The following is an 18,661-nucleotide window of genomic DNA, read 5'->3' as shown; positions in this document are numbered from 1 at the left end:
GCCACGGAGGTCAGGTATGAGCAAGCGAATAGTTATCGTCGGTGGCGGTGTAGGTGGAACCATGCTGGCCAATCAACTGGTCGGCAAGCTGTATCCCGAAGTTCTACGCGGCGACGTCTCGATTACATTGCTGTCCAGTTCTCCCGATCATTACTACAAACCTGCGTTCATGTACGTGGCGTTCAGTCAGTTCTTCGAAGAGGAACTCAAACGTGCGGAACGCTCATTGTTGCGCCCGGAAATCAGTTTCCATGTCGAAGAAGTCACCCGTTTCGACTTTTCCGGGCAGCAATTGCGCACCCGAACCGGCAAGCGCTTCGACTATGATTTTCTGGTGATCGCCACCGGCTGCGTGCCGGCGCCGGAACGCATCGAGGGTCTGCAAGAAGCCGGCGACCACTTCTATCAATACCTTCCTGCCCGGCAGCTGGCGCAACGCCTGAACACCCTCGAAAAAGGCCGGATTTTCATTACCGTGTCCTTCCCGCAGACACCGAACGTCCCGCACCAATGCGGAATCGCGCCCGTGGAAACGACATTGATGCTGGATGAACTGTTGCGTCGCCGGGGCGTTCGCGAGCAAGTGGAAATCATCTACACCTACCCGACGGTTGCCCAGCTATTGCGCAATTGTCTGTTCTTGCAGCGTCCCACCGGTGAAATTCTGCCGAGCATCTTTGCCCACAAAAACATTCAATTTCAGCGCGGCTTCACCCTGAGCCATGTGGATCCTGATGCAAAAATCGCCTACTCAATCGAGGGCGATGCGCAACCCTTCGACATTCTGATGGCTACCCCGCCAATCCAGGCCGTCGAGGTGGTGCGTGAATGCGGCATCTCACACGCCGCCAATGATGAAGGATGGCTGCCGACCAATCACGAAACGCTGCAGGTCTACGGTCTGGAGAATGTCTACGTGATCGGCGACACCGTCGACCTGCCGGTCAGCAAGGCCGGCGGCGCCTGTCACAACCAGGCGCCGGTGATCGCCAACAACATCACGGCCCAGATCCGTCTTGGCGCACCCAACTCGGTATACGACGGTCGGGTACAGGCGGTAGCACAAATGGGCCTGAATGCCGGGATGCCACTCTGGTACGACTACGCCCACGATGTATTGCCGACACCCCCGACCAAATTGGGCGGTCTGCTCAGAAACGGCTTCAATCGCGGTCTTTACTGGGCGGTGGCCCGGGGAATGCTTTGACCCTGCACAGGGAGGAGTGATTGCTCATGAACATGCCCGAGGAAATGTCAGCCACGCCCGGGTTCACTGCACTGATGGCGAAACTGCAGCCGTTAATCGATGGCGGACGCATGGAGAATATTGTCGACCTGCTTTCCCTGGTTTCCGATATCGCCGATCTGCTCGACCCGGCCATGGTGGAAAAACTCGCGCAATTGTTCGAGAGCAGCACAGCCGCCACCTGGACAGTCAGTAATGCAGTGCGCGTAGCCAAAGCCGAAGTATCGGCACAGTCAGCGGCGCCGGGGACTCTGGCGTTGCTCAAACTGCTGAATGAAGAGGACACACGCAAAGGCGTGGCCGTTGTCCTGAAAACCCTCAACGTCATTGGACGACAACTGTAATCCGCCAGAGAGGACCTCCTCATGAGCGCCAAACTCGAAACGGCAGGGAACGCCTGCACCCACTGGGACGCCAAGGCGTACCAGCAGTTTTCCCGTCTCAGGCAACGCCCGGTCAACGAATTGCTCGACCGTATCGATCTGCACGACCCCATACGAATTTATGACCTGGGCTGCGGCACCGGCATTGCCACGCGACTGCTGGCCGAGCGCTGGCCGCGTGCGCAGTTGCTGGGTGTCGACAGCTCGCGGCAGATGCTTGATCAGGCCCGGTGCCTGCCGATCAACGCCCAATGGCAAGAGTGCGACCTGCTCGACTGGCAACCCGAACAACCGGCCGATCTGCTGCTCGCGGCGGCGGTGCTGCATTTCATTGGCGATCATCAACACCTGCTGCCGCGCCTGCTGGGGTATCTGCGCCCGGGCGGCTGTCTGGCGGTGCACATGCCGGACTGGCGCGATGCCTTGTGGTATCGACTGATGCTCGACACCCTCGAAGACGCGGGCCCGGGTCACACCCCCATCGGCACACCGCAACTGCGCCGGCGCATGGCGGCGCGGCCGTTGTTGACACTGGAGGACTACTATCGCTTGCTCGCGCCGCTGACCACCTCGCTGGAGATCTGGGAAACCGAGCAACTGCAGGTGGTTGACGGCAAGTCACCAGTGTACGACTGGGTGAAGGTCTCGGCGCTGCGGCCGGTGATGCAGGCACTGACGTCACAGGAACAGGCGCGTTTTATTTACCACTACCTGATGCGGGTGCATAAGCATTACCCGCCGGAGGAAAACGGGCAGACGCTGTTTCCGTTCAAGCGGATTTTCATTGTGGCCAAAGTGTGATGTGTCACGACGAATATCGCCATCGCGAGCAGGCTCACTCCTACAGATGACCGCGTTCCATTGTAGGAGTGAGCCTGCTCGCGAAGGCGTCAGTTCAGGCACCATCACTCCCGGGATTCGACGCCCAGTTCATCCCACACCGACTCCGCCAGGTGGAACGTCGCATTGGCCGCCGGGATTCCGCAGTAAATCGCGCTCTGCATGATCACTTCCTTGATCTCGCCCCGGCTCACACCGTTGTTGGCGGCCGCACGCAAATGCAGTTTCAGCTCGGCCTCGCGGTTCATCCCGATCAGCATGGCGATGGTGATCAGGCTGCGGGTATGCCGAGGCAGGCCCGGGCGGGTCCAGATGTCGCCCCAGGCGTGACGCGTGATCATCTCCTGGAATTCCGAGTTGAACTCGGTCAGCGCATTCAGGCTGCGATCGACATGGGCGTCGCCCAACACCGCGCGGCGGACTTGCAGGCCTTCGTCGTAACGTTGTTTCTCGTCCACAAAAACTTCCTCACTGAGCGTTCAGAAACGCCAACACACGATCACTGAAAGCGGCACCGGCCTGCACATTGGACAGGTGCGCGGCATGGAACTCGGCGTACTCGGCGTCGCGCACATGCTCCTGAATGAAATGCCCGCCGGACGGCGGCGTCACCGCATCTTTAGTGCCGGCGATGACCAGCAGCGGCAGGTTGATCGAGGCCAGTTGCTCACGGAAATCGGCATCGCGCACCGCCGCGCAATTGGCCGCATAACCTTCAGGCGAAGTCGCCGCGAGCATGTCCGTAATTTTCTTCGCCGCAGCCGGATTGGCCGCGGAAAAATCCGGGGTGAACCACCGGGCAATCGACGCATCACGCAGTGCGACCATCGCTGCCGGGCCGTCGCGCAGCACGGTTTCGATGCGCGGGTTCCACACCGATGGATCACCGATCTTTGCGGCGGTGTTGCACACGATCAGTTTGTGCAGACGATGACCGGCATTGATCCCCAGCCACTGGCCGATCAAACCACCCATCGACAGTCCGCAAAAATGCGCACGCTCGATGTACAGCGCATCGAGCAAGCCAAGCACGTCGCGGCCCAGTTGCTCAATGCTGTACGGCCCCGGTGTCACCAACGACTGGCCGTGGCCACGGGTGTCGAAACGCAGCAACCGGAAGTACTCGGTGAACGCCGGCACCTGCGCGTCCCACATGTGCAGGTCGGTGCCCAGCGAGTTGGACAGCACCAGCACCGGTGCGTCGACCGGGCCTTCAATAACGTAATGCAGTTCGCCATCGGCGAGTTGAACGAAAGCCACAGCCCTCTCCTTTCAGACAGACAATGCGTTGTGTTCGGCCACCGCGCGCTCGACCCAGGTTTGTGCCTGGCCGAGGTAATGCGCGGGGTCGAGCAGATGATCCAGTTCGGTGCTGCTCAGTTCGGCGGTCACTTGCGGCTCGTCGCCGAGTACCGCACGCAGGTGGCGCTGTTCGGCCACCGCGCGTTTGCAGCATTGTTCGAGCAAATGATGCGCGGTGTCGCGGCCGACCCGCTGGGCGAGGACGATGCTCACCGCTTCGGCCAGCACCAGCCCTTGGGTCAATTGCAGATTGCGCGCCATGCGCTCGGCATCGACTTCCAGACCATCGGCCAGCAGGCGCGCCTGTTGCAGCGCACCGGACACCAGGCAGCAGATCTCCGGCAGGGTTTCCCATTCGGCATGCCACAGACCGAGGCTGCGTTCGTGCTCCTGCGGCATGGCGCTGAACAGTGTCGAGACCAGCCCCGGCACCCGCGTCGCCGCACCGATCAACACCGCCGCACCCACCGGATTGCGCTTGTGCGGCATGGTCGACGAACCGCCCTTGCCCGGCGCCGACGGCTCGAACACTTCCGCCGCTTCGGTCTGCATCAACAGACTGACGTCGCGCCCGAATTTGCCGAGGCTGCCGGCGATCAAACCGAGCACAGCGCCGAACTCGACAATGCGATCACGCTGGGTGTGCCACGGTTGTTCCGGCAAGCTCAGTTGCAGCTCTTCGGCCAGCGCCTGGGCGACCGGCAGCGCTTGCTCGCCGAGTGCCGCGAGGGTGCCGGAAGCGCCGCCGAATTGCAGCACCAGCAGCCGTGGCTTGAGTTCGCGCAGACGCTGACGACTGCGGGTCACCGCGCCGAGCCAACCGGCAATCTTCATCCCGAGGGTGACGGGCGTGGCGTGCTGCAGCCAGGTGCGCCCGGCCAAAGGCGTCGCCGCATGCCGCTGGGCTTGGGTGGCGAGCGAATCGGCCAGCGCTGCCAGATCGCTTTCAATCAGCTCCAGCGCATGCCGCAATTGCAGGACCAGCCCGGAATCCATCACATCCTGACTGGTCGCCCCCAGATGCACATAACGCTCGGCCTCGGCACTGCTCGCGGCAATCTGCTTGCCCAACGCTTTGACCAGTGGAATCGCCGAGTTACCAGCCGTGGCAATCGCCTCGCCCAGCGCCGCGAAGTCATACAGACCGGCGTTGCAGGCGGCGGCAATCGGCGCGACGGCGGCCGCCGGAATTACCCCGACCCGCGCCTCGGCCCGGGCCAGCGCCGCTTCGAAATCAAGCATCGCCTGCACTCGGCCCTGATCGCAGAACACCTCGCGCATATCGCGGGCCGTGAAGTAGGCATCGAACAATTGATTGCCCGGTCGCTGAGTCATAAACAGTCCTTGCCGGCGCGGGCCAATGCGGCCCGCGCACATCGGTTTACAGATCGTGGTGCAAGTACGCCGCCTGTTTCGGCAGGCGCAGGCTGAACAGGAACGCCACCGCCATCATCACCGTGACGTACCAGTAGAAAGCGTTTTCCATGCCCCCGGCCTTCAGGCTCAGGGCCACGTATTCCGCCGAACCGCCGAAGATCGCGTTGGCCACCGCATAGGCCAGACCGACGCCAAGGGCGCGGACTTCCGGCGGGAACATTTCGGCTTTCACCAGGCCGCTGATCGAGGTGTAGAAACTGACAATCGCCAGCGCCACGGTGATCAGCACAAAGGCCAGAATCGGGCTGCTGATGCTTTTCAGGCTCAACAGGATCGGCACCGTGAACAGCGTGCCGAGCGCGCCGAACCAGAGCATCGAATTACGCCGGCCGATCTTGTCGGCGAGCATGCCGAACAGCGGCTGCATGCACATATACAGGAACAGCGCGCCAGTCATGATGTAGCTGGCGGTCTTGGCGTGCATGCCGGCGGTGTTCACCAGGTACTTCTGCATGTACGTGGTGAAGGTGTAGAAAATCAGCGAGCCACCGGCGGTGTAACCGAGTACGGTGATGAACGCGGCCTTGTGATCACGGAACAGTGCGCGGATGCTGCCGGCGTCCTTGTTCTCGCGCATTTCCTTGCTGGTGGTTTCCTTCAACGAACGGCGCAGGAACAGCGAAATCAACGCCGCCACCGCACCGACCACAAATGGAATCCGCCAGCCGTAGGCGCGCAGATCCTCTTCGGTGAGGAATTGCTGCAGAACCACCACCAGCGACACCGCCAGCAGTTGCCCGCCGATCAGGGTCACGTACTGGAACGAGGCAAAAAATCCACGCTGGCCCTTGAGCGCGACTTCGCTCATGTAGGTCGCGGTAGTGCCGTACTCGCCGCCGACCGACAAGCCTTGCAGCAAGCGCGCGAACAACAGCAGGACTGGCGCCCAGACGCCGATGTCCTTATAGGTCGGCAGACAGGCGATCAGCAGCGAACCGAAGCACATCATCAGAATCGAGATGAGCATCGAATTCTTGCGCCCGTGCTTGTCCGCCACCCGGCCAAAAATCCAGCCGCCAATCGGGCGCATCAGGAAGCCGGCAGCAAACACTCCGGCCGTGTTGACCAGTTGCACCGTAGGGTTGTCGGAAGGGAAAAACGCCGGGGCGAAATAGATCGCGCAGAAGGCATAGACATAGAAGTCGAACCATTCGACGAGGTTGCCGGACGAGGCACCGACAATGGCGAAGATGCGCTTGCTGCGCTCCTCGCCGGTGTAATGAGCGGTGGTAGTGGTCATTGTTTTTTACTCTGAAGGGACAGGTGAGAGTCTAGACACACTTCGCAACAATCCCGTTCCACGGATACATCGTCAAGGGCACCGCACGACACTGTGGCGAGGGAGCTTGCTCCCGCTCGGCTGCGAAGCAGTCGTAAAACCGGAAAACACGGTGATATGAATCACCGCATTCACAGGATTTGGGCTTGCTTCGCAAGCCAGCGGGAGCAAGCTCCCTCGCCACAGGTAGATCAACAGTTGCTCTGTGTAGGAGCTGCCGCAGGCTGCGATCTTTTGCTTTTAATAATCGAAGAACACCGTCTCGGCCTCAGTGCCCTGCAAAATCACATTCCACTGATACACACCCGCCGCATCCGGCTTCGCCAGCAACGTAGCGCGACGCTCGGCCGGCACACATTCCAGCAGCGGATCATTGACGTTCGCCGGGTCGCCTTCGAAGTAGATGCGTGTCAGCAAGTGCTTGACCAGCCCACGGGCAAACACCAGCACCACCAGATGCGGCGCCTGGGTCGAGCCCTTCAGGCCTTCGACCGTGCCCGGTTTGATCGTGGTGAAACGGAAGCGCCCTTCGGCATCCACCGGCACCCGGCCAAAACCTTCGAAGTGCGGATCCAGCGGCTTGTCCTGCTCGTCTTCCGGGTGCGCGTACTTGCCGGCGGCGTTGGCCTGCCAGACTTCGAGCATCGCGTCGTTGACCACATCGCCGTTGCCGTCAACGACTTGGCCGGTGATCGCCACGCGCTCGCCGAGGGTTTGTTCGACCGCGAGGTTTTCGCGGTTCAGCCAGGTCAGGCCGATGTGGTAGTACGGCCCGACGGTGTGGGACGTGGTGGCAGTCAGCGTCATCTTATTTCTCCATCGGCGTGGCGTCGCGGCCGCGCAAAACGATGTCCCAGCGATAGCCGAGGGCGTAGGACGGAATGGTTTTTTCCAGATCGAAAGCGGCGATCAGACGTTCCTTGGCGGAAGTGTCCGGCACGCAGTTGTAGATCGGGTCGTAGGCCAGCAGCGGATCGCCGGGGAAGTACATCTGCGTCACCAGGCGGGTGAGAATGCTCGGCCCGAACAGCGAGAAATGGATGTGCGCCGGGCGCCACGCGTTGTGGTGGTTGCCCCACGGATAGGCGCCGGGCTTGATGGTCTGGAACTGATACCAGCCGTCGGCGTCGGTCACGGTGCGGCCGGTGCCGGTGAAGTTCGGGTCCAGCGGTGCGTCGTGCAGGTCGCGCTTGTGGTTGTAGCGGCCGGCGGCGTTGGCCTGCCAGATCTCCACCAGAATCCCCGGCACCGGCAAGCCGTTTTCGTCGAGCACACGGCCGTGAATGATGATGCGCTCGCCCAACGGCTCGCCGTCGTGCTGAGCGGTCAGGTCGTTGTCCTTGTCGGCGACGCGTTCGGCACCGATGGTCGGGCCGGTGATCTCCGACAACGAATGCGGCAGAAACACCAACGGCTTGGACGGCGAGCGCAGGTTGGTGGATTGATACGTCGGGTGCAGGTATTCAGGCTGGGTGCCTTCCTGCGGACGACGATAGCCAGGCTTGTCAGTCATTTCGCTTTCCTCTGTTCTTATCAGTCGACGCGCAGCGTCAGACGCGTTCAATGGCCAGGGCCAGACCCTGCCCGACGCCGACGCACATGGTCGCCAGACCTTTCTTGCCGCCGGTCTTTTCCAGCTGATGCAGCGCGGTCAGCACCAGGCGCGCGCCGCTCATGCCCAGCGGATGGCCCAAGGCAATCGCGCCACCGTTCGGGTTGACCTGCGGCGCATCGTCGGCCAGACCCAATTCGCGCAGCACCGCCAGACCTTGGCTGGCAAACGCTTCGTTGAGTTCGATCACGTCGAAATCGCTGACCGCCACGCCGAGACGCTCGATCAGTTTGCGCACCGCCGGCACCGGGCCGATGCCCATCACCCGAGGTGCAACACCGGCGCTGGCCATACCGAGTACTTTGGCGCGGGCGGTCAGGCCGTGTTTTTTCACCGCTTCCGCCGACGCGAGAATCAGCGCGGCAGCACCGTCGTTGACGCCGGACGCGTTGCCGGCGGTGACAGTCTTGTCCGGGCCGTTGACCGGTTTGAGTTTGGTCAGCGCTTCAAGCGTGGTGTCGGCGCGTGGATGCTCGTCCTGGCTGACCACGGTTTCGCCCTTCTTGTGGGCGATCCGCACTTCGACGATTTCCTCGGCGAAGTAGCCCGCCGCTTGTGCAGCGGCCGTGCGTTGCTGACTGCGCAGGGCGAAAGCGTCCTGATCGGCACGCGACACTTTATAGTCGTCAGCGACGTTGTCGGCGGTCTGCGGCATCGCATCGACGCCGTACTGGGCTTTCATCAGCGGGTTGATGAAACGCCAGCCAATGGTGGTGTCTTCCAGTTTCATGTTGCGCGAGAACGCTGCGTCCGCCTTGCCCATCACGAACGGCGCGCGGGACATCGACTCGACGCCGCCGGCAATCGCCAGCTCCATCTCGCCGCTGGCAATCGCACGGAAAGCAGTGCCGATCGCGTCCATGCCCGAAGCGCAGAGACGGTTGAGGGTCACGCCCGGCACGCTGTCCGGCAGACCCGCGAGCAGCAGCGCCATGCGCGCCACGTTGCGGTTGTCTTCGCCGGCCTGGTTGGCGCAGCCAAGGAACACTTCGTCGATCGCGTTCCAGTCCACCGAGGGATTGCGCTCCATTAGCGCCTTGATCGGCACGGCGGCCAGATCGTCGGCACGCACGGCGGACAAACCGCCGCCAAAACGGCCGATGGGTGTGCGAATCGCATCGCAGATATACACATCACGCATCATGCTTCTCCCGGTGCCTGGCCGTGGGCGGCGGCGGTGCGCGCTTCGAGATCGCGCAGTGCAGTCAGCTCGACGTCGGTCGGCTCGGCGGTTTGTTCAACGTTGTCGGCAAAGCGGATCGCCCAACCGGTGGCGGCAACCACTTGCTCGCGGGTCACGCCCGGATGCAGTGCGGTGACCACGAATTCGTGGGTGCCCTGCTCCGGTTCCATGATGCACAGATCGGTGATGATCCCGACCGGGCCAGCACCCGGCAGGCCCAGACGCTTGCGCGAATCGCCGCCCTCGCCGTGACCGACCGAGGTAATGAAGTCGAGCTTGTCGACGAACGAGCGCGCCGACTGCTTGAGGATGATCAACACGCTCTTCGCCGAACCGGCGATTTCCGGCGCGCCACCGGCACCCGGCAAACGCACTTTCGGCGCGTGGTAATCGCCGACCACAGTGGTGTTGATGTTGCCAAAACGGTCGACCTGCGCCGCGCCGAGAAAACCGACGTCGATGCGTCCGCCCTGCAGCCAATAGCGAAAAATCTCACCGGTCGGCACGACGGTGTCGGCGGTCTCCGCCAGTTCACCATCACCGATCGACAGCGGCAGCACGCTAGGCTTGGCGCCAATCGGGCCGGATTCGTAGATCAGCACCACGTCCGGCGACGAAGTCAGGCGCGCGAGATTGGCGGCTTTCGACGGCAGGCCGATGCCGACGAAGCACACCGAGCCGTTCTTCAGGCGACGGGCCGCAGCGACGGTCATCATTTCATTGGTGGTGTAAGTCATTACTTGGCCTCCGAAGCAGCGGCCAGCTTGGCCTGAAACTCGCTGAAGTCAGCGCAGCCATGGATGTATTCGTTGATCCACGCGGTAAACGTCTCACGGTCGCGGGCGATCGGATCCCACGCCTGATAGAAACGATTGTCGCGTTCGGTGTAACCGTGGGCGTAGGACGGATGCGCGCCGCCGGGTACGTGGCAGACCGCGCTCAAGGCCCAGGTCGGCAGCACGCAAGCGTTCATCGGCGCGTTGAGGTTGTCGACGATCTCCTCGACGGTGACGATGCAGCGTTTGGCCGCCAGTGCGGCTTCTTTCTGCACCCCAAGAATGCCCCACAGCAGCACGTTGCCCTGACGGTCGGCTTTCTGCGCGTGGATCACGGTCACGTCCGGACGCACCGACGGCACCGCCGCCAGCACTTCACCGGTGAACGGGCAGGTCACGGATTTGATCAGCGGGTTGACCTTCGGCAGGTCGGAACCAGCGTAGGCCCGCAGTACGGCGAACGGTAGGCCGGAAGCGCCGGCGACGTAGGCATTGGCCAGGTCGGCGTGGCTGTGCTCTTCGATTTCCAGGGCATGCGGCCATTGCTTCTCGACCGCATCGCGCAGACGGTGCAGCGAACCCACACCGGGGTTGCCCCCCCAGGAAAAGATCAGCTTGCGTGCACAACCGGCACCGATCAGTTGGTCGTAGATCAGGTCAGGCGTCATCCGCACCAGGGTCAGATCTTTCTTGCCCTGGCGAATGATTTCATGACCTGCCGCCGTAGGGATCAGGTGAGTGAAGCCTTCGAGCGCGACGGTGTCACCGTCGTTGACGAATTGCTTCACCGCGTCGTGCAGCGAAAGGATCTCAGCCATGGAGCAGGCTCCCGTTTTTGTAGTGAATCGCCAGTGATAAAAAGGCGCGAGGTTCAGCGCCGGAGTCACTGCAGATTAAGCCGCTGAAAATGGCCAAACAATCCGATAATCGACTGAGTGTTCGTTTATCGAACGGATTGTTGTCACCCTATCAATCACAAGCAAAAGCTTCGCGAGCAAGCCCGCTCCCACATTTGAAATGTGTTTTCCCTGTGGGAGCGGGCTTGCTCGCGAAGGCGTCGGAACATTCAACGCAAATCGAAATGACTCGACTCAAGTCGCATCCGCATGACTGACCATGCCTTTGATCACCACCGCCGTCGTCGCCAACGCCGCCGGAATCACCAGCGCCGTCAGCACCTGCTCGAAATTCCAGCCCAACCCCAGCAACGTCGCGCCCATCCACGCCCCGAGAATCGCACCAAACCGACCAATCCCGAGCATCCACGACACCCCGGTCGCCCGCCCCTGGGTCGGATAAAACCGCGCCGCCAGCGATGGCATCGCCGATTGCGCGCCGTTGACGCACATCCCGGCCACCAGCACCAAGGTCGCCAGCAACGTGATGTTGCCCAGACTCTGCCCCACCGCGTAGGCAAACACCCCGGCCAGCAGGTAGAAAGTGCCGATGACCTTGTGCGGATTGAAGCGATCCATCGCCCAGCCCACAGCGACCGCACTCAACACCCCGCCGAACTGGAACAACGCGCCGATGAACGCCGCCTGCTCCATGCTCGCGCCGCTGTCACGCATCAGGGTCGGCAGCCAACTGGTCAGCAGGTAGACGATGACCAGCCCCATGAAGTAGGTCAGCCACAGCAGCAAGGTGCCGGCGCTGTAGGTGCCGGAGAAAATCACCGCGAACACATTGCGCGCCTTGACGGTTTTCTGTTCCGGCACGCTGAAACTCGAGGCCTGCGCCACGGCGACCGGATCGATCGGCGACAAGGTCTTGCGCACTTTGTCGGTGCCGCGATTACGCACCACCAGATAACGCGCCGACTCCGGCAGCCAGAACAGCAGCACCACAGCGAGGATCAACGGCAGGATCCCGCCGATCAGCAGCAGGCTGTGCCAGCCGAACGCCGGGATCAGCTTCGCCGAAATGAAACCGCCACCGGCCATGCCGAGGTTGAAGCCGCAGAACATGCTGGTCACCAGCAAGGATTTCTTGCGCTCCGGGGTGTATTCCGAGAGCAGCGTAGTGGCGTTGGGCATGCCGGCACCCAGCCCGAGACCAGTGAGGAAGCGCAACACCAGCAGTTGTTCGACATTGGTGCTGTACGCCGAGGCCAGGCTGAAGGCGCCGAACAACACCACCGCGCCGACCAGCACCACTTTGCGCCCGAAGCGGTCAGCCAGCGGGCCGGAACCCAGTGCACCGAAGACCATGCCGATCAGCGCGGCGCTCATCACCGGGCCAAGGCTGGCGCGGTCGATGCCCCAGTCCTGGGACAGCGCCGGCGCGATAAAACCCATCGCCGCGGTGTCGAGGCCATCGAGAAACACAATCAGGAAACACAGGATCACCACGCGCCACTGATAGCGCGAGATCGGTTGGGCATTGATGAAGGTCTGCACGTCGAGGCAGTTACCCACAGCGGACTGAGGCTGGTTCATTGTTTTTATTCCACGCAAAAAACGCAGTCGAACGGCGGCCGGCCGAAGAGCAGCACGGTCACAAGAATAGAAGGTCTGGATCAGGCGTTGCGGGAAACCCGGCAACAGGGGATGCAGCGGAGACAGTCGGGGAACATGCGCATGGTGAGTTGCCTCTTGTCATTATTATGGGAGTCGACAGTCCGGGCTGAGACCTGTGCTCAGCGCCGGATGACGCTGCCGCGACATTAATGATCCGGGGCTTTTAGCGTCAATTCGATAAACGCAACACTGTGCGTTTATCGAACAGCTTCATCAGGCGAACAACTGCGCACTGAGGTCGCGGCTGGCGCTGAGCAGGCCCGGCAGGAAGCGTTGTTCCAGTTCGGTACGGCTGACGCGACCGGCGTGGGTACTGACATTGAGCGCCGCCACCACCTGGCCCGACGCGTCGTAGACCGGCACGGCAATCGAACGCAGGCCTTGTTCGAGTTCCTGATCGACGATGCACCAGCCCTGCTGCCGTACTTCCTGCAGGCATTCGAGCAGACTTCCCGGGGTGTGCAGCGTACGGCTGGTCTTGGCCACCAGTTCGGCATGGTCGAGGTATTCGCGTAGCGAGGTGTCGTCCAGCGCCGCCAGCAGGATGCGGCCCATCGACGTGCAATAGGCCGGCAGACGCCCGCCCACCGACAGATCCACCGAGATCAACCGCTGCGTGGTCGCCGAGCGGGCGATGTACAGAATGTCGTCGCCCTCGAGCGTGGCCATGTTGCAGGCTTCGTGCAGTTGCTCGCTCATGCGGTCGAGGTACGGCTGGGCCGACACCGCCAGCGGCGTCGACGACAGATACGCGTGGCCGAGGGTCAGCACTTTGGGCAACAACGAGTACGTGCGGCCATCGGTGGTGGCGTAACCCAGTTTGATCAAGGTGTGCAGGCAACGGCGCACGGCGGCGCGGGGAATTTCCGTTCGATGGCTGATCTGGGCGATGGTCAGGTGCCGCTTGCGCTCCTGAAATGCCTGCACCACCGCCAGGCCACGGGCCAGCGAGGTCATGAAATCCGGATCGCCGGTCAGCGCCTGGATGCGTTTGGCCGGCGACGCGACGATCGGCGGCGCCACGGAGGTGAAGGAGTTGCGCATTTGATCGTTCATTTCTTGTCCTTTTTTGCGGCACGGATCAATGGCCATACAAGCGGCTCGCCGGCAAATGCACAAGCAGCGGGACGCCAAGATTGGGCGATTATCGAACCGCCGACCGATAATCGCAATCCATCGCCTGGTGTCCTTCGCGGCGCCTTCAATCTGTTGCCTGACCTGTTCATTCAACTTCGAATGCTTGCTTAGTTGTTCGACTTAATGGCGCCAGAAACTCAACACGTGGCCTTAAAAGGTTTCGGCGAATTTCAACTAGCGATAAAACTTGTCAGTAACAAAACGATCACACATCCCGAACCGTTTTTAACTTGGCAAAGATAGTCATTCCCGAATCGACCGCTATAATGCACCTCAGTGGCGCCGCGTTTTCATTGGCCGAGGGTGCCGCCCGCTGAACCGATGCCTATTGTCGTCAGCCCCGGCCAGCGCCTGACGCTCATTATTCATGCACCGCCAGTGCGCTTGCTGAAACAGGAAACTGATGCTGCGTCAGTTTTAATCTGGTGCCGTAGCCGCCTGCAACATGGAAGTCTTGATCGCCCTGCCGATAACGCCAATGCCTGAACCGGCATTGCCCTTCGGTGGACGTGTTCAATCGACTCGTTGCCGGGCGTTTCACCAGTTATTTATCTCAACTCAAACAGGTAGCACTGTGACGAAAGACGAACTGCGCGCGGAACTTGAGCGCCAGGAACAACGTTACAAGGAAGTTTACGGCGGGGAAGTCACCACCTACGCCGCTCAGCCCGAACCGGAACGCAAAGCATGGCGTAAACGCCCGACTGTTCAGGATCAGGTTTTCCAGCAAGAACTGAAAAAAATGGAAGAAGAACTCAAAACCGAAGAGCCATGAACGGGCAATCCTGAGTTTTCGAGGGTCTGCGTCGCCACCGGCTAAAAGCACGGTGACCCGACGATGCCTTGCGCGCCCGCTATCCGCGGGCAGCGGCCACCTCCCCCGTCCTGCACGGGAATGGAGCGTGTCTGGCTCGTTTCAGAGATATTTCACACAGGCGTTTGAGGCCCACGCGCGCTCGATAAAATGCCTGCTGCCTGAAGGTTTTTCCAATCTAATCAAAGGCTTGAAAAACCCTGCAACACGCTAGGGCTTTGCACCTTGCAACAATTTAATTCGACATTGATTGCTACCGATGAGCAGGTAGGGGATCGATTTCCAGTCTTTTCTGGCATAATCGCGCCCCCTTATGACCGGGTCAGAAAACCTTCATGATCGATTTATTCAGCGGACTGGATGCTTGGGTGCTTGTGAGCCTCTTGCTCGCCCTGACGTTTGTCCTCGCCTTCGAGTTCATCAATGGATTTCATGACACCGCTAACGCGGTAGCCACTGTTATCTACACCAAAGCCATGCCGCCTCACCTGGCGGTGTTCTTCTCCGGTGTGTTCAACTTCCTCGGCGTGTTGCTGGGCGGCGTTGGCGTGGCGTATGCCATTGTTCACCTGCTGCCGGTGGAACTGCTGATCAATGTGAATACCGGCCATGGTCTGGCGATGGTGTTCTCATTGCTCGCCGCGGCGATCACCTGGAACCTGGGCACCTGGTACTTCGGTATCCCGGCCTCCAGTTCCCACACCCTGATCGGCTCGATCCTCGGCGTCGGCCTGGCCAACGCCCTGATCAACAACATTCCGTTGGCCGACGGCGTGAACTGGCAGAAAGCGATCGACATCGGCGCCTCGCTGGTGTTCTCGCCAATGGCCGGTTTCCTGATCGCCGCGCTGGTCCTGATCGGCCTGAAGTGGTGGCGCCCGCTGTCGAAGATGCACAAGACCCCGGAACAGCGCCGCAAGATCGACGACAAAAAGCACCCGCCGTTCTGGAACCGCCTGGTTCTGGTGATCTCGGCCATGGCCGTGAGCTTCGTGCACGGTTCCAACGATGGCCAGAAAGGCATCGGCCTGATCATGCTGGTATTGATCGGTATCGTGCCGGCGCAGTTCGTCCTCGACCTGAGCAGCACCACCTACCAGATCGAACGCACCCGCGACGCGACCCTGCACCTGAGCCAGTTCTACAAGCGCAATGCCGACTCCCTGGGCGAATTCCTGGCCCTGGGCAAAAGCGTTGAAGGCGACCTGCCGGAGAAATTCCGCTGCAACCCGCAGCAGACCGAACCGACCATCAACGCCCTGCTTGGCACCCTTAAAGGTGTAGCGGACTACCACTCGCTGTCCTCGGAAAGCCGCATCGAAGTGCGTCGTTACCTGCTGTGCCTGGACGACACCGCGAAGAAAGTCGGCAAGCTGCCAGGCCTGGAAGCGCGTGAGAAGGCTGACCTGGACAAACTGCGCAAAGACCTGACCACCACCACCGAATACGCCCCGTTCTGGGTGATTCTCGCGGTCGCCCTGGCCCTCGGTCTGGGTACCATGGTCGGCTGGAAACGCGTGGTACTGACCATCGGCGAGAAGATCGGCAAGCAAGGCATGACCTACTCCCAGGGCATGTCGGCGCAGATCACTACTGCCAGTTTGATCGGTATGGCCAACATCTTCAGCCTGCCGGTATCGACCACTCACGTGCTGTCCTCGGGCGTGGCCGGTACCATGGTCGCCAACAAGAGCGGCCTGCAGGGTGGGACTGTTCGCACTATCCTGCTGGCGTGGGTTCTGACCCTGCCGGCGACTGTCGCGCTGTCGGCTGGGTTGTTCTGGCTGGCATCCAAGGCTTTGGGTAGCTGATAGATAGCGGTGCATGAGAAAGGCGTGATTCGTGAGGATCGCGCCTTTTTTTTGGGTTTGGTTTTGTGAGCATGTCCGTTGCTGCGGTAACGGCCTCCTATGGTTCCGCCCTTACGGCGGGTCACTTTTTCCAAACGCCGAAAAAGTAACCAAAAAGGCTTCCCCCGGCGTACGGCACTTCGCTGAGGCTCAGTGTCCCCTCGCTACGGTGTCCATCAGGGGGCATCGCCTCCGGTTTGCTTCGCTGCACCTCCTCTCGATGTATGCGGCTTCGCCGCATGGCTCTGCGCGCCTACCCCCCGGATGGACACCTTCGCTCGGCCTGCCGAAGGGGCTGAAGATCAAAAGCCACATCAAGAGCCAGAGCCAGATCAAAAGATCGCAGCCTTCGGCAGCTCCTACATGGGGTTGGGTGTATTCAGTTAAAGATTGGTTGGCTGGTAGGCCGCATTCGCGAGCAAGCCCGCTCCCACAGTGGGATTGGGTGTATTCAGTTGGAGATTGGTCGGCTGGCAGGACTCCTTCGCGAGCAAGCTCGCTCCCACAGTTGGATTGGATGGGTTCAGTTAGAGATTGGTCGGCTGGCAGGACACCTTCGCGAGCAAGCTCGCTCCCACAGTTGGATTGGGTGTGTTCAGTTAGAGATTGGTCGGCTGGCAGGACGCCTTCGCGAGCAAGCTCGCTCCCACAGTTGGATTGGGTGTGTTCAGTTAGAGATTGGTCGGCTGACAGGCCGCCTTCGCAAGCAAGCGCCCCCCATGCGGCAAAGCCGCCCCACTCAACAGGATGAGCGTTAGCTCGGCTGCAGCTCTTGATCTTGATCTGTAAGGCGACATCGGAAGGCTGAGTGGAGGGATTGATCCGGGGGTGGGAGCGTAGCGACCGTTTGGCGCAGCCAAACACAGCGAGAGGAGGTGCAGCGAAGCAAACCGGAGGCGCTGCGCCCGGATCAATCCCGCAGCGAAGGAACCCCGAGCCCCAGCGAGCGGGCCGAACGTAGGAGCAAGCGTTTTTTTGCTTACTTTTTTTAGGCGTTTGTAAAAAAAGTGAGTCGCCGTAAGGGCGAAACCCTAGGTGGCCATTACCGCAGCAACGGATATTCACAAAGCACACCCAAAGTCTGGTCGGCCCAAAGGCCGCCAAGACACAAAAAAAAGGGGCAACCGAAGTCGCCCCAAAATGCCTTGCGTGCTCATCAAACCCGGAAAGACCTACTTCTTGCGCTTATTCGCATCCTTCCAGATAAAAAATCCAAACCCTGCAAAAAACAGAACCATGAGACCTACGGTCAGAACCCCGGCAAACACCACGTTATCGAAAAACATGACTGTGGCCTCCTGGCCCCTGCTTTGCTGCGATGGAGCTAAGTTAACCAATCACGCAGGCGCAGAAATTGACCAGGATCAAGTCCGGACAACACAGAAGGCAAAGGCGGGAAAATAACTGACCTGCATCAAAGGATGCAGGGGGAGATCAACGCTTTTTCGGTTTCTTTTTCGGCTTTTTCTGGGCTTTTCCCAACGGCATGGCTTGCTCGAAGGCCTTGCGCACTTCGTTGAGGCGTTTCTCGTTGAGGTCATGCACGCGCTTGGCGCGCTCGGTGCTGAGGTCGATCAGTTTGTCGTCTTGGCTCATGGCGGGTGCATCACTTAGAAGAATCACAACTGCCGCATCAAAGGCAGGACTGCGCCAATCATGCCGCCTGACGCCAGCGCTCTACAACAATTCGTGTAAACCTTTCCGGGAATCAGATCTCGATATCGACCCACAAGCCCTGACGCGGCTGATCCTCCATCAGCGGCACCACCGGCACCGTGTTGTCGGCATTCAGCTCGGTGCCCGGTACGGCCAGATGCTCTTCCGGATCTTCGTCGGCTTCGCGACGGCGACGATCACGCTCCTGTTGGCGACGCTGTTCTTCGCGCGCCAGCAGTCGATCCTCTTCCGGGTCGCGTTTTTGCAGGTCGATCGTGCTTTCGTTGGAGCTTTCCTGCACCGGCACCACCGGAGGAATGTCCGGCCGCTGGCGAATCGGATCCTGCTGGGAAGTGATCGGCACAGCGCTCAGGGGGAGCATCGGTGGCAGCATATAAAGGGTCTCCTGTCAGCAGGCTATCGGCTGCGGCAAAGGCGCCTTGAGCCATCCGTCGCAAATCTGTGACGCATTTGGCACCTGTAGGAGCTGCCGCAGGCTGCGATCTTTAATGGAACACCGTAGAACGCAAGCGTTCCCGAAGATCGAAAGATCGCAGCCTTCGGCAGCTCCTGCACTCGTAAACCTTTGGTCTGGAGGCCTGCATTCCGTTAAGATAGCCCGCTTTT

General features: G+C 60.8%; 20 protein-coding genes. 6 read left to right on the top strand and 14 right to left on the bottom strand.

The genetic code is table 11. From position 1 onward, the window contains the following. Window positions 1–16: 16 nt before the first annotated feature. Genes AC1RBR_RS06655 through AC1RBR_RS06645 form a run of 3 tightly spaced genes read left to right on the top strand, consistent with a single transcriptional unit; the run spans window position 17 to window position 2,430 of the window. Window positions 17–1,207, top strand: coding sequence for an NAD(P)/FAD-dependent oxidoreductase (locus tag AC1RBR_RS06655; RefSeq protein ID WP_492563533.1), 1,191 nt, complete (start codon window positions 17–19; stop codon window positions 1,205–1,207). Window positions 1,208–1,233: 26 nt separating this feature from the next. After that, entirely contained in the window at window positions 1,234–1,590 is a 357-nt protein-coding gene (locus tag AC1RBR_RS06650) for a DUF1641 domain-containing protein (RefSeq protein ID WP_492563531.1), read from the top strand. Between the two features lie 21 nt (window positions 1,591–1,611). Then, window positions 1,612–2,430, top strand: coding sequence for a methyltransferase domain-containing protein (locus AC1RBR_RS06645; RefSeq protein WP_492563529.1), 819 nt, complete (start codon window positions 1,612–1,614; stop codon window positions 2,428–2,430). Window positions 2,431–2,534: 104 nt separating this feature from the next. Here AC1RBR_RS06645 and pcaC read toward each other — a convergent pair whose 3' ends face one another. From pcaC to pcaR, 11 genes are all read right to left on the bottom strand, one after another. Beyond that, a complete protein-coding gene (gene pcaC / locus AC1RBR_RS06640) occupies window positions 2,535–2,927 on the bottom strand; it encodes a 4-carboxymuconolactone decarboxylase (protein WP_003222417.1) in 393 nt (130 codons plus the stop codon). 10 nt (window positions 2,928–2,937) lie between these two features. Next, window positions 2,938–3,729 carry a 3-oxoadipate enol-lactonase gene (gene pcaD, locus AC1RBR_RS06635; protein ID WP_492563527.1) on the bottom strand — a complete coding sequence of 264 codons (792 nt, stop codon included), beginning with the start codon at window positions 3,727–3,729 and terminating at the stop codon, window positions 2,938–2,940. 12 nt (window positions 3,730–3,741) lie between these two features. After that, a complete protein-coding gene (locus AC1RBR_RS06630) occupies window positions 3,742–5,106 on the bottom strand; it encodes a 3-carboxy-cis,cis-muconate cycloisomerase (RefSeq protein ID WP_492563525.1) in 1,365 nt (454 codons plus the stop codon). 46 nt (window positions 5,107–5,152) lie between these two features. Then, window positions 5,153–6,448 (bottom strand): MFS family transporter, encoded by a 1,296-nt coding sequence (locus AC1RBR_RS06625; RefSeq protein ID WP_095138475.1) that lies wholly within the window; start codon window positions 6,446–6,448, stop codon window positions 5,153–5,155. A gap of 279 nt (window positions 6,449–6,727) precedes the next feature. After that, window positions 6,728–7,294: a protocatechuate 3,4-dioxygenase subunit alpha gene (gene pcaG, locus AC1RBR_RS06620; protein WP_095138473.1), complete on the bottom strand. Its 567-nt coding sequence runs from the start codon at window positions 7,292–7,294 to the stop codon at window positions 6,728–6,730. Between the two features lies 1 nt (window position 7,295). Continuing rightward, entirely contained in the window at window positions 7,296–8,000 is a 705-nt protein-coding gene (pcaH, locus tag AC1RBR_RS06615; RefSeq protein ID WP_041070512.1) for a protocatechuate 3,4-dioxygenase subunit beta, read from the bottom strand. Between the two features lie 37 nt (window positions 8,001–8,037). Next, window positions 8,038–9,243 (bottom strand): 3-oxoadipyl-CoA thiolase, encoded by a 1,206-nt coding sequence (gene pcaF, locus AC1RBR_RS06610; protein ID WP_177408942.1) that lies wholly within the window; start codon window positions 9,241–9,243, stop codon window positions 8,038–8,040. Continuing rightward, entirely contained in the window at window positions 9,240–10,019 is a 780-nt protein-coding gene (locus AC1RBR_RS06605; RefSeq protein ID WP_480404731.1) for a CoA-transferase subunit beta, read from the bottom strand. Before AC1RBR_RS06605 ends, pcaF begins: the two co-directional genes overlap by 4 nt. Continuing rightward, the gene (locus tag AC1RBR_RS06600; RefSeq protein WP_003222404.1) at window positions 10,019–10,876 is read right to left on the bottom strand and encodes a CoA transferase subunit A; all 858 of its coding nucleotides are present in this window, start codon (window positions 10,874–10,876) and stop codon (window positions 10,019–10,021) included. The genes AC1RBR_RS06605 and AC1RBR_RS06600 overlap by 1 nt, the downstream gene beginning before the upstream one ends. 273 nt (window positions 10,877–11,149) lie before the next feature. Next, window positions 11,150–12,496: a 4-hydroxybenzoate transporter PcaK gene (pcaK, locus tag AC1RBR_RS06595; protein WP_095138471.1), complete on the bottom strand. Its 1,347-nt coding sequence runs from the start codon at window positions 12,494–12,496 to the stop codon at window positions 11,150–11,152. A 294-nt stretch (window positions 12,497–12,790) separates the two neighbouring features. Then, window positions 12,791–13,633 (bottom strand): pca regulon transcriptional regulator PcaR, encoded by an 843-nt coding sequence (gene pcaR, locus AC1RBR_RS06590; RefSeq protein WP_492563521.1) that lies wholly within the window; start codon window positions 13,631–13,633, stop codon window positions 12,791–12,793. On the opposite strand from pcaR, the gene AC1RBR_RS06585 reads away from it, so the two are divergent. The 3 genes from AC1RBR_RS06585 (at window position 13,622) to AC1RBR_RS06575 (ending at window position 16,339) form a co-directional block, all read left to right on the top strand. Continuing rightward, window positions 13,622–13,825, top strand: coding sequence for a hypothetical protein (locus AC1RBR_RS06585; RefSeq protein ID WP_492563520.1), 204 nt, complete (start codon window positions 13,622–13,624; stop codon window positions 13,823–13,825). The genes pcaR and AC1RBR_RS06585 overlap by 12 nt on opposite strands. A 463-nt stretch (window positions 13,826–14,288) precedes the next feature. Further along, window positions 14,289–14,489 (top strand): hypothetical protein, encoded by a 201-nt coding sequence (locus AC1RBR_RS06580; protein WP_003222398.1) that lies wholly within the window; start codon window positions 14,289–14,291, stop codon window positions 14,487–14,489. A 374-nt stretch (window positions 14,490–14,863) separates the two neighbouring features. Beyond that, the gene (locus AC1RBR_RS06575; protein WP_095138470.1) at window positions 14,864–16,339 is read left to right on the top strand and encodes an inorganic phosphate transporter; all 1,476 of its coding nucleotides are present in this window, start codon (window positions 14,864–14,866) and stop codon (window positions 16,337–16,339) included. A gap of 1,211 nt (window positions 16,340–17,550) precedes the next feature. On the opposite strand, the gene ccoM is transcribed toward AC1RBR_RS06575, so the two are convergent. The 3 genes from ccoM to AC1RBR_RS06560 all read right to left on the bottom strand — a co-directional run bounded on the left by ccoM (window position 17,551) and on the right by AC1RBR_RS06560 (window position 18,428). Beyond that, window positions 17,551–17,664: a cytochrome c oxidase subunit CcoM gene (gene ccoM, locus AC1RBR_RS06570; RefSeq protein ID WP_003222396.1), complete on the bottom strand. Its 114-nt coding sequence runs from the start codon at window positions 17,662–17,664 to the stop codon at window positions 17,551–17,553. 148 nt (window positions 17,665–17,812) lie between these two features. Beyond that, a complete protein-coding gene (locus AC1RBR_RS06565; RefSeq protein ID WP_095138469.1) occupies window positions 17,813–17,974 on the bottom strand; it encodes a hypothetical protein in 162 nt (53 codons plus the stop codon). 112 nt (window positions 17,975–18,086) lie between these two features. Continuing rightward, on the bottom strand, window positions 18,087–18,428 hold the full coding sequence (locus tag AC1RBR_RS06560; RefSeq protein ID WP_003222394.1) for a hypothetical protein: 342 nt from the start codon (window positions 18,426–18,428) through the stop codon (window positions 18,087–18,089). Between the last annotated feature and the right edge of the window lie 233 nt (window positions 18,429–18,661).

It is taken from the genome of Pseudomonas sp. GW823-FHT01D03, from assembly GCF_058798255.1.
This window is presented reverse-complemented; position numbering and strand designations above follow the sequence as displayed.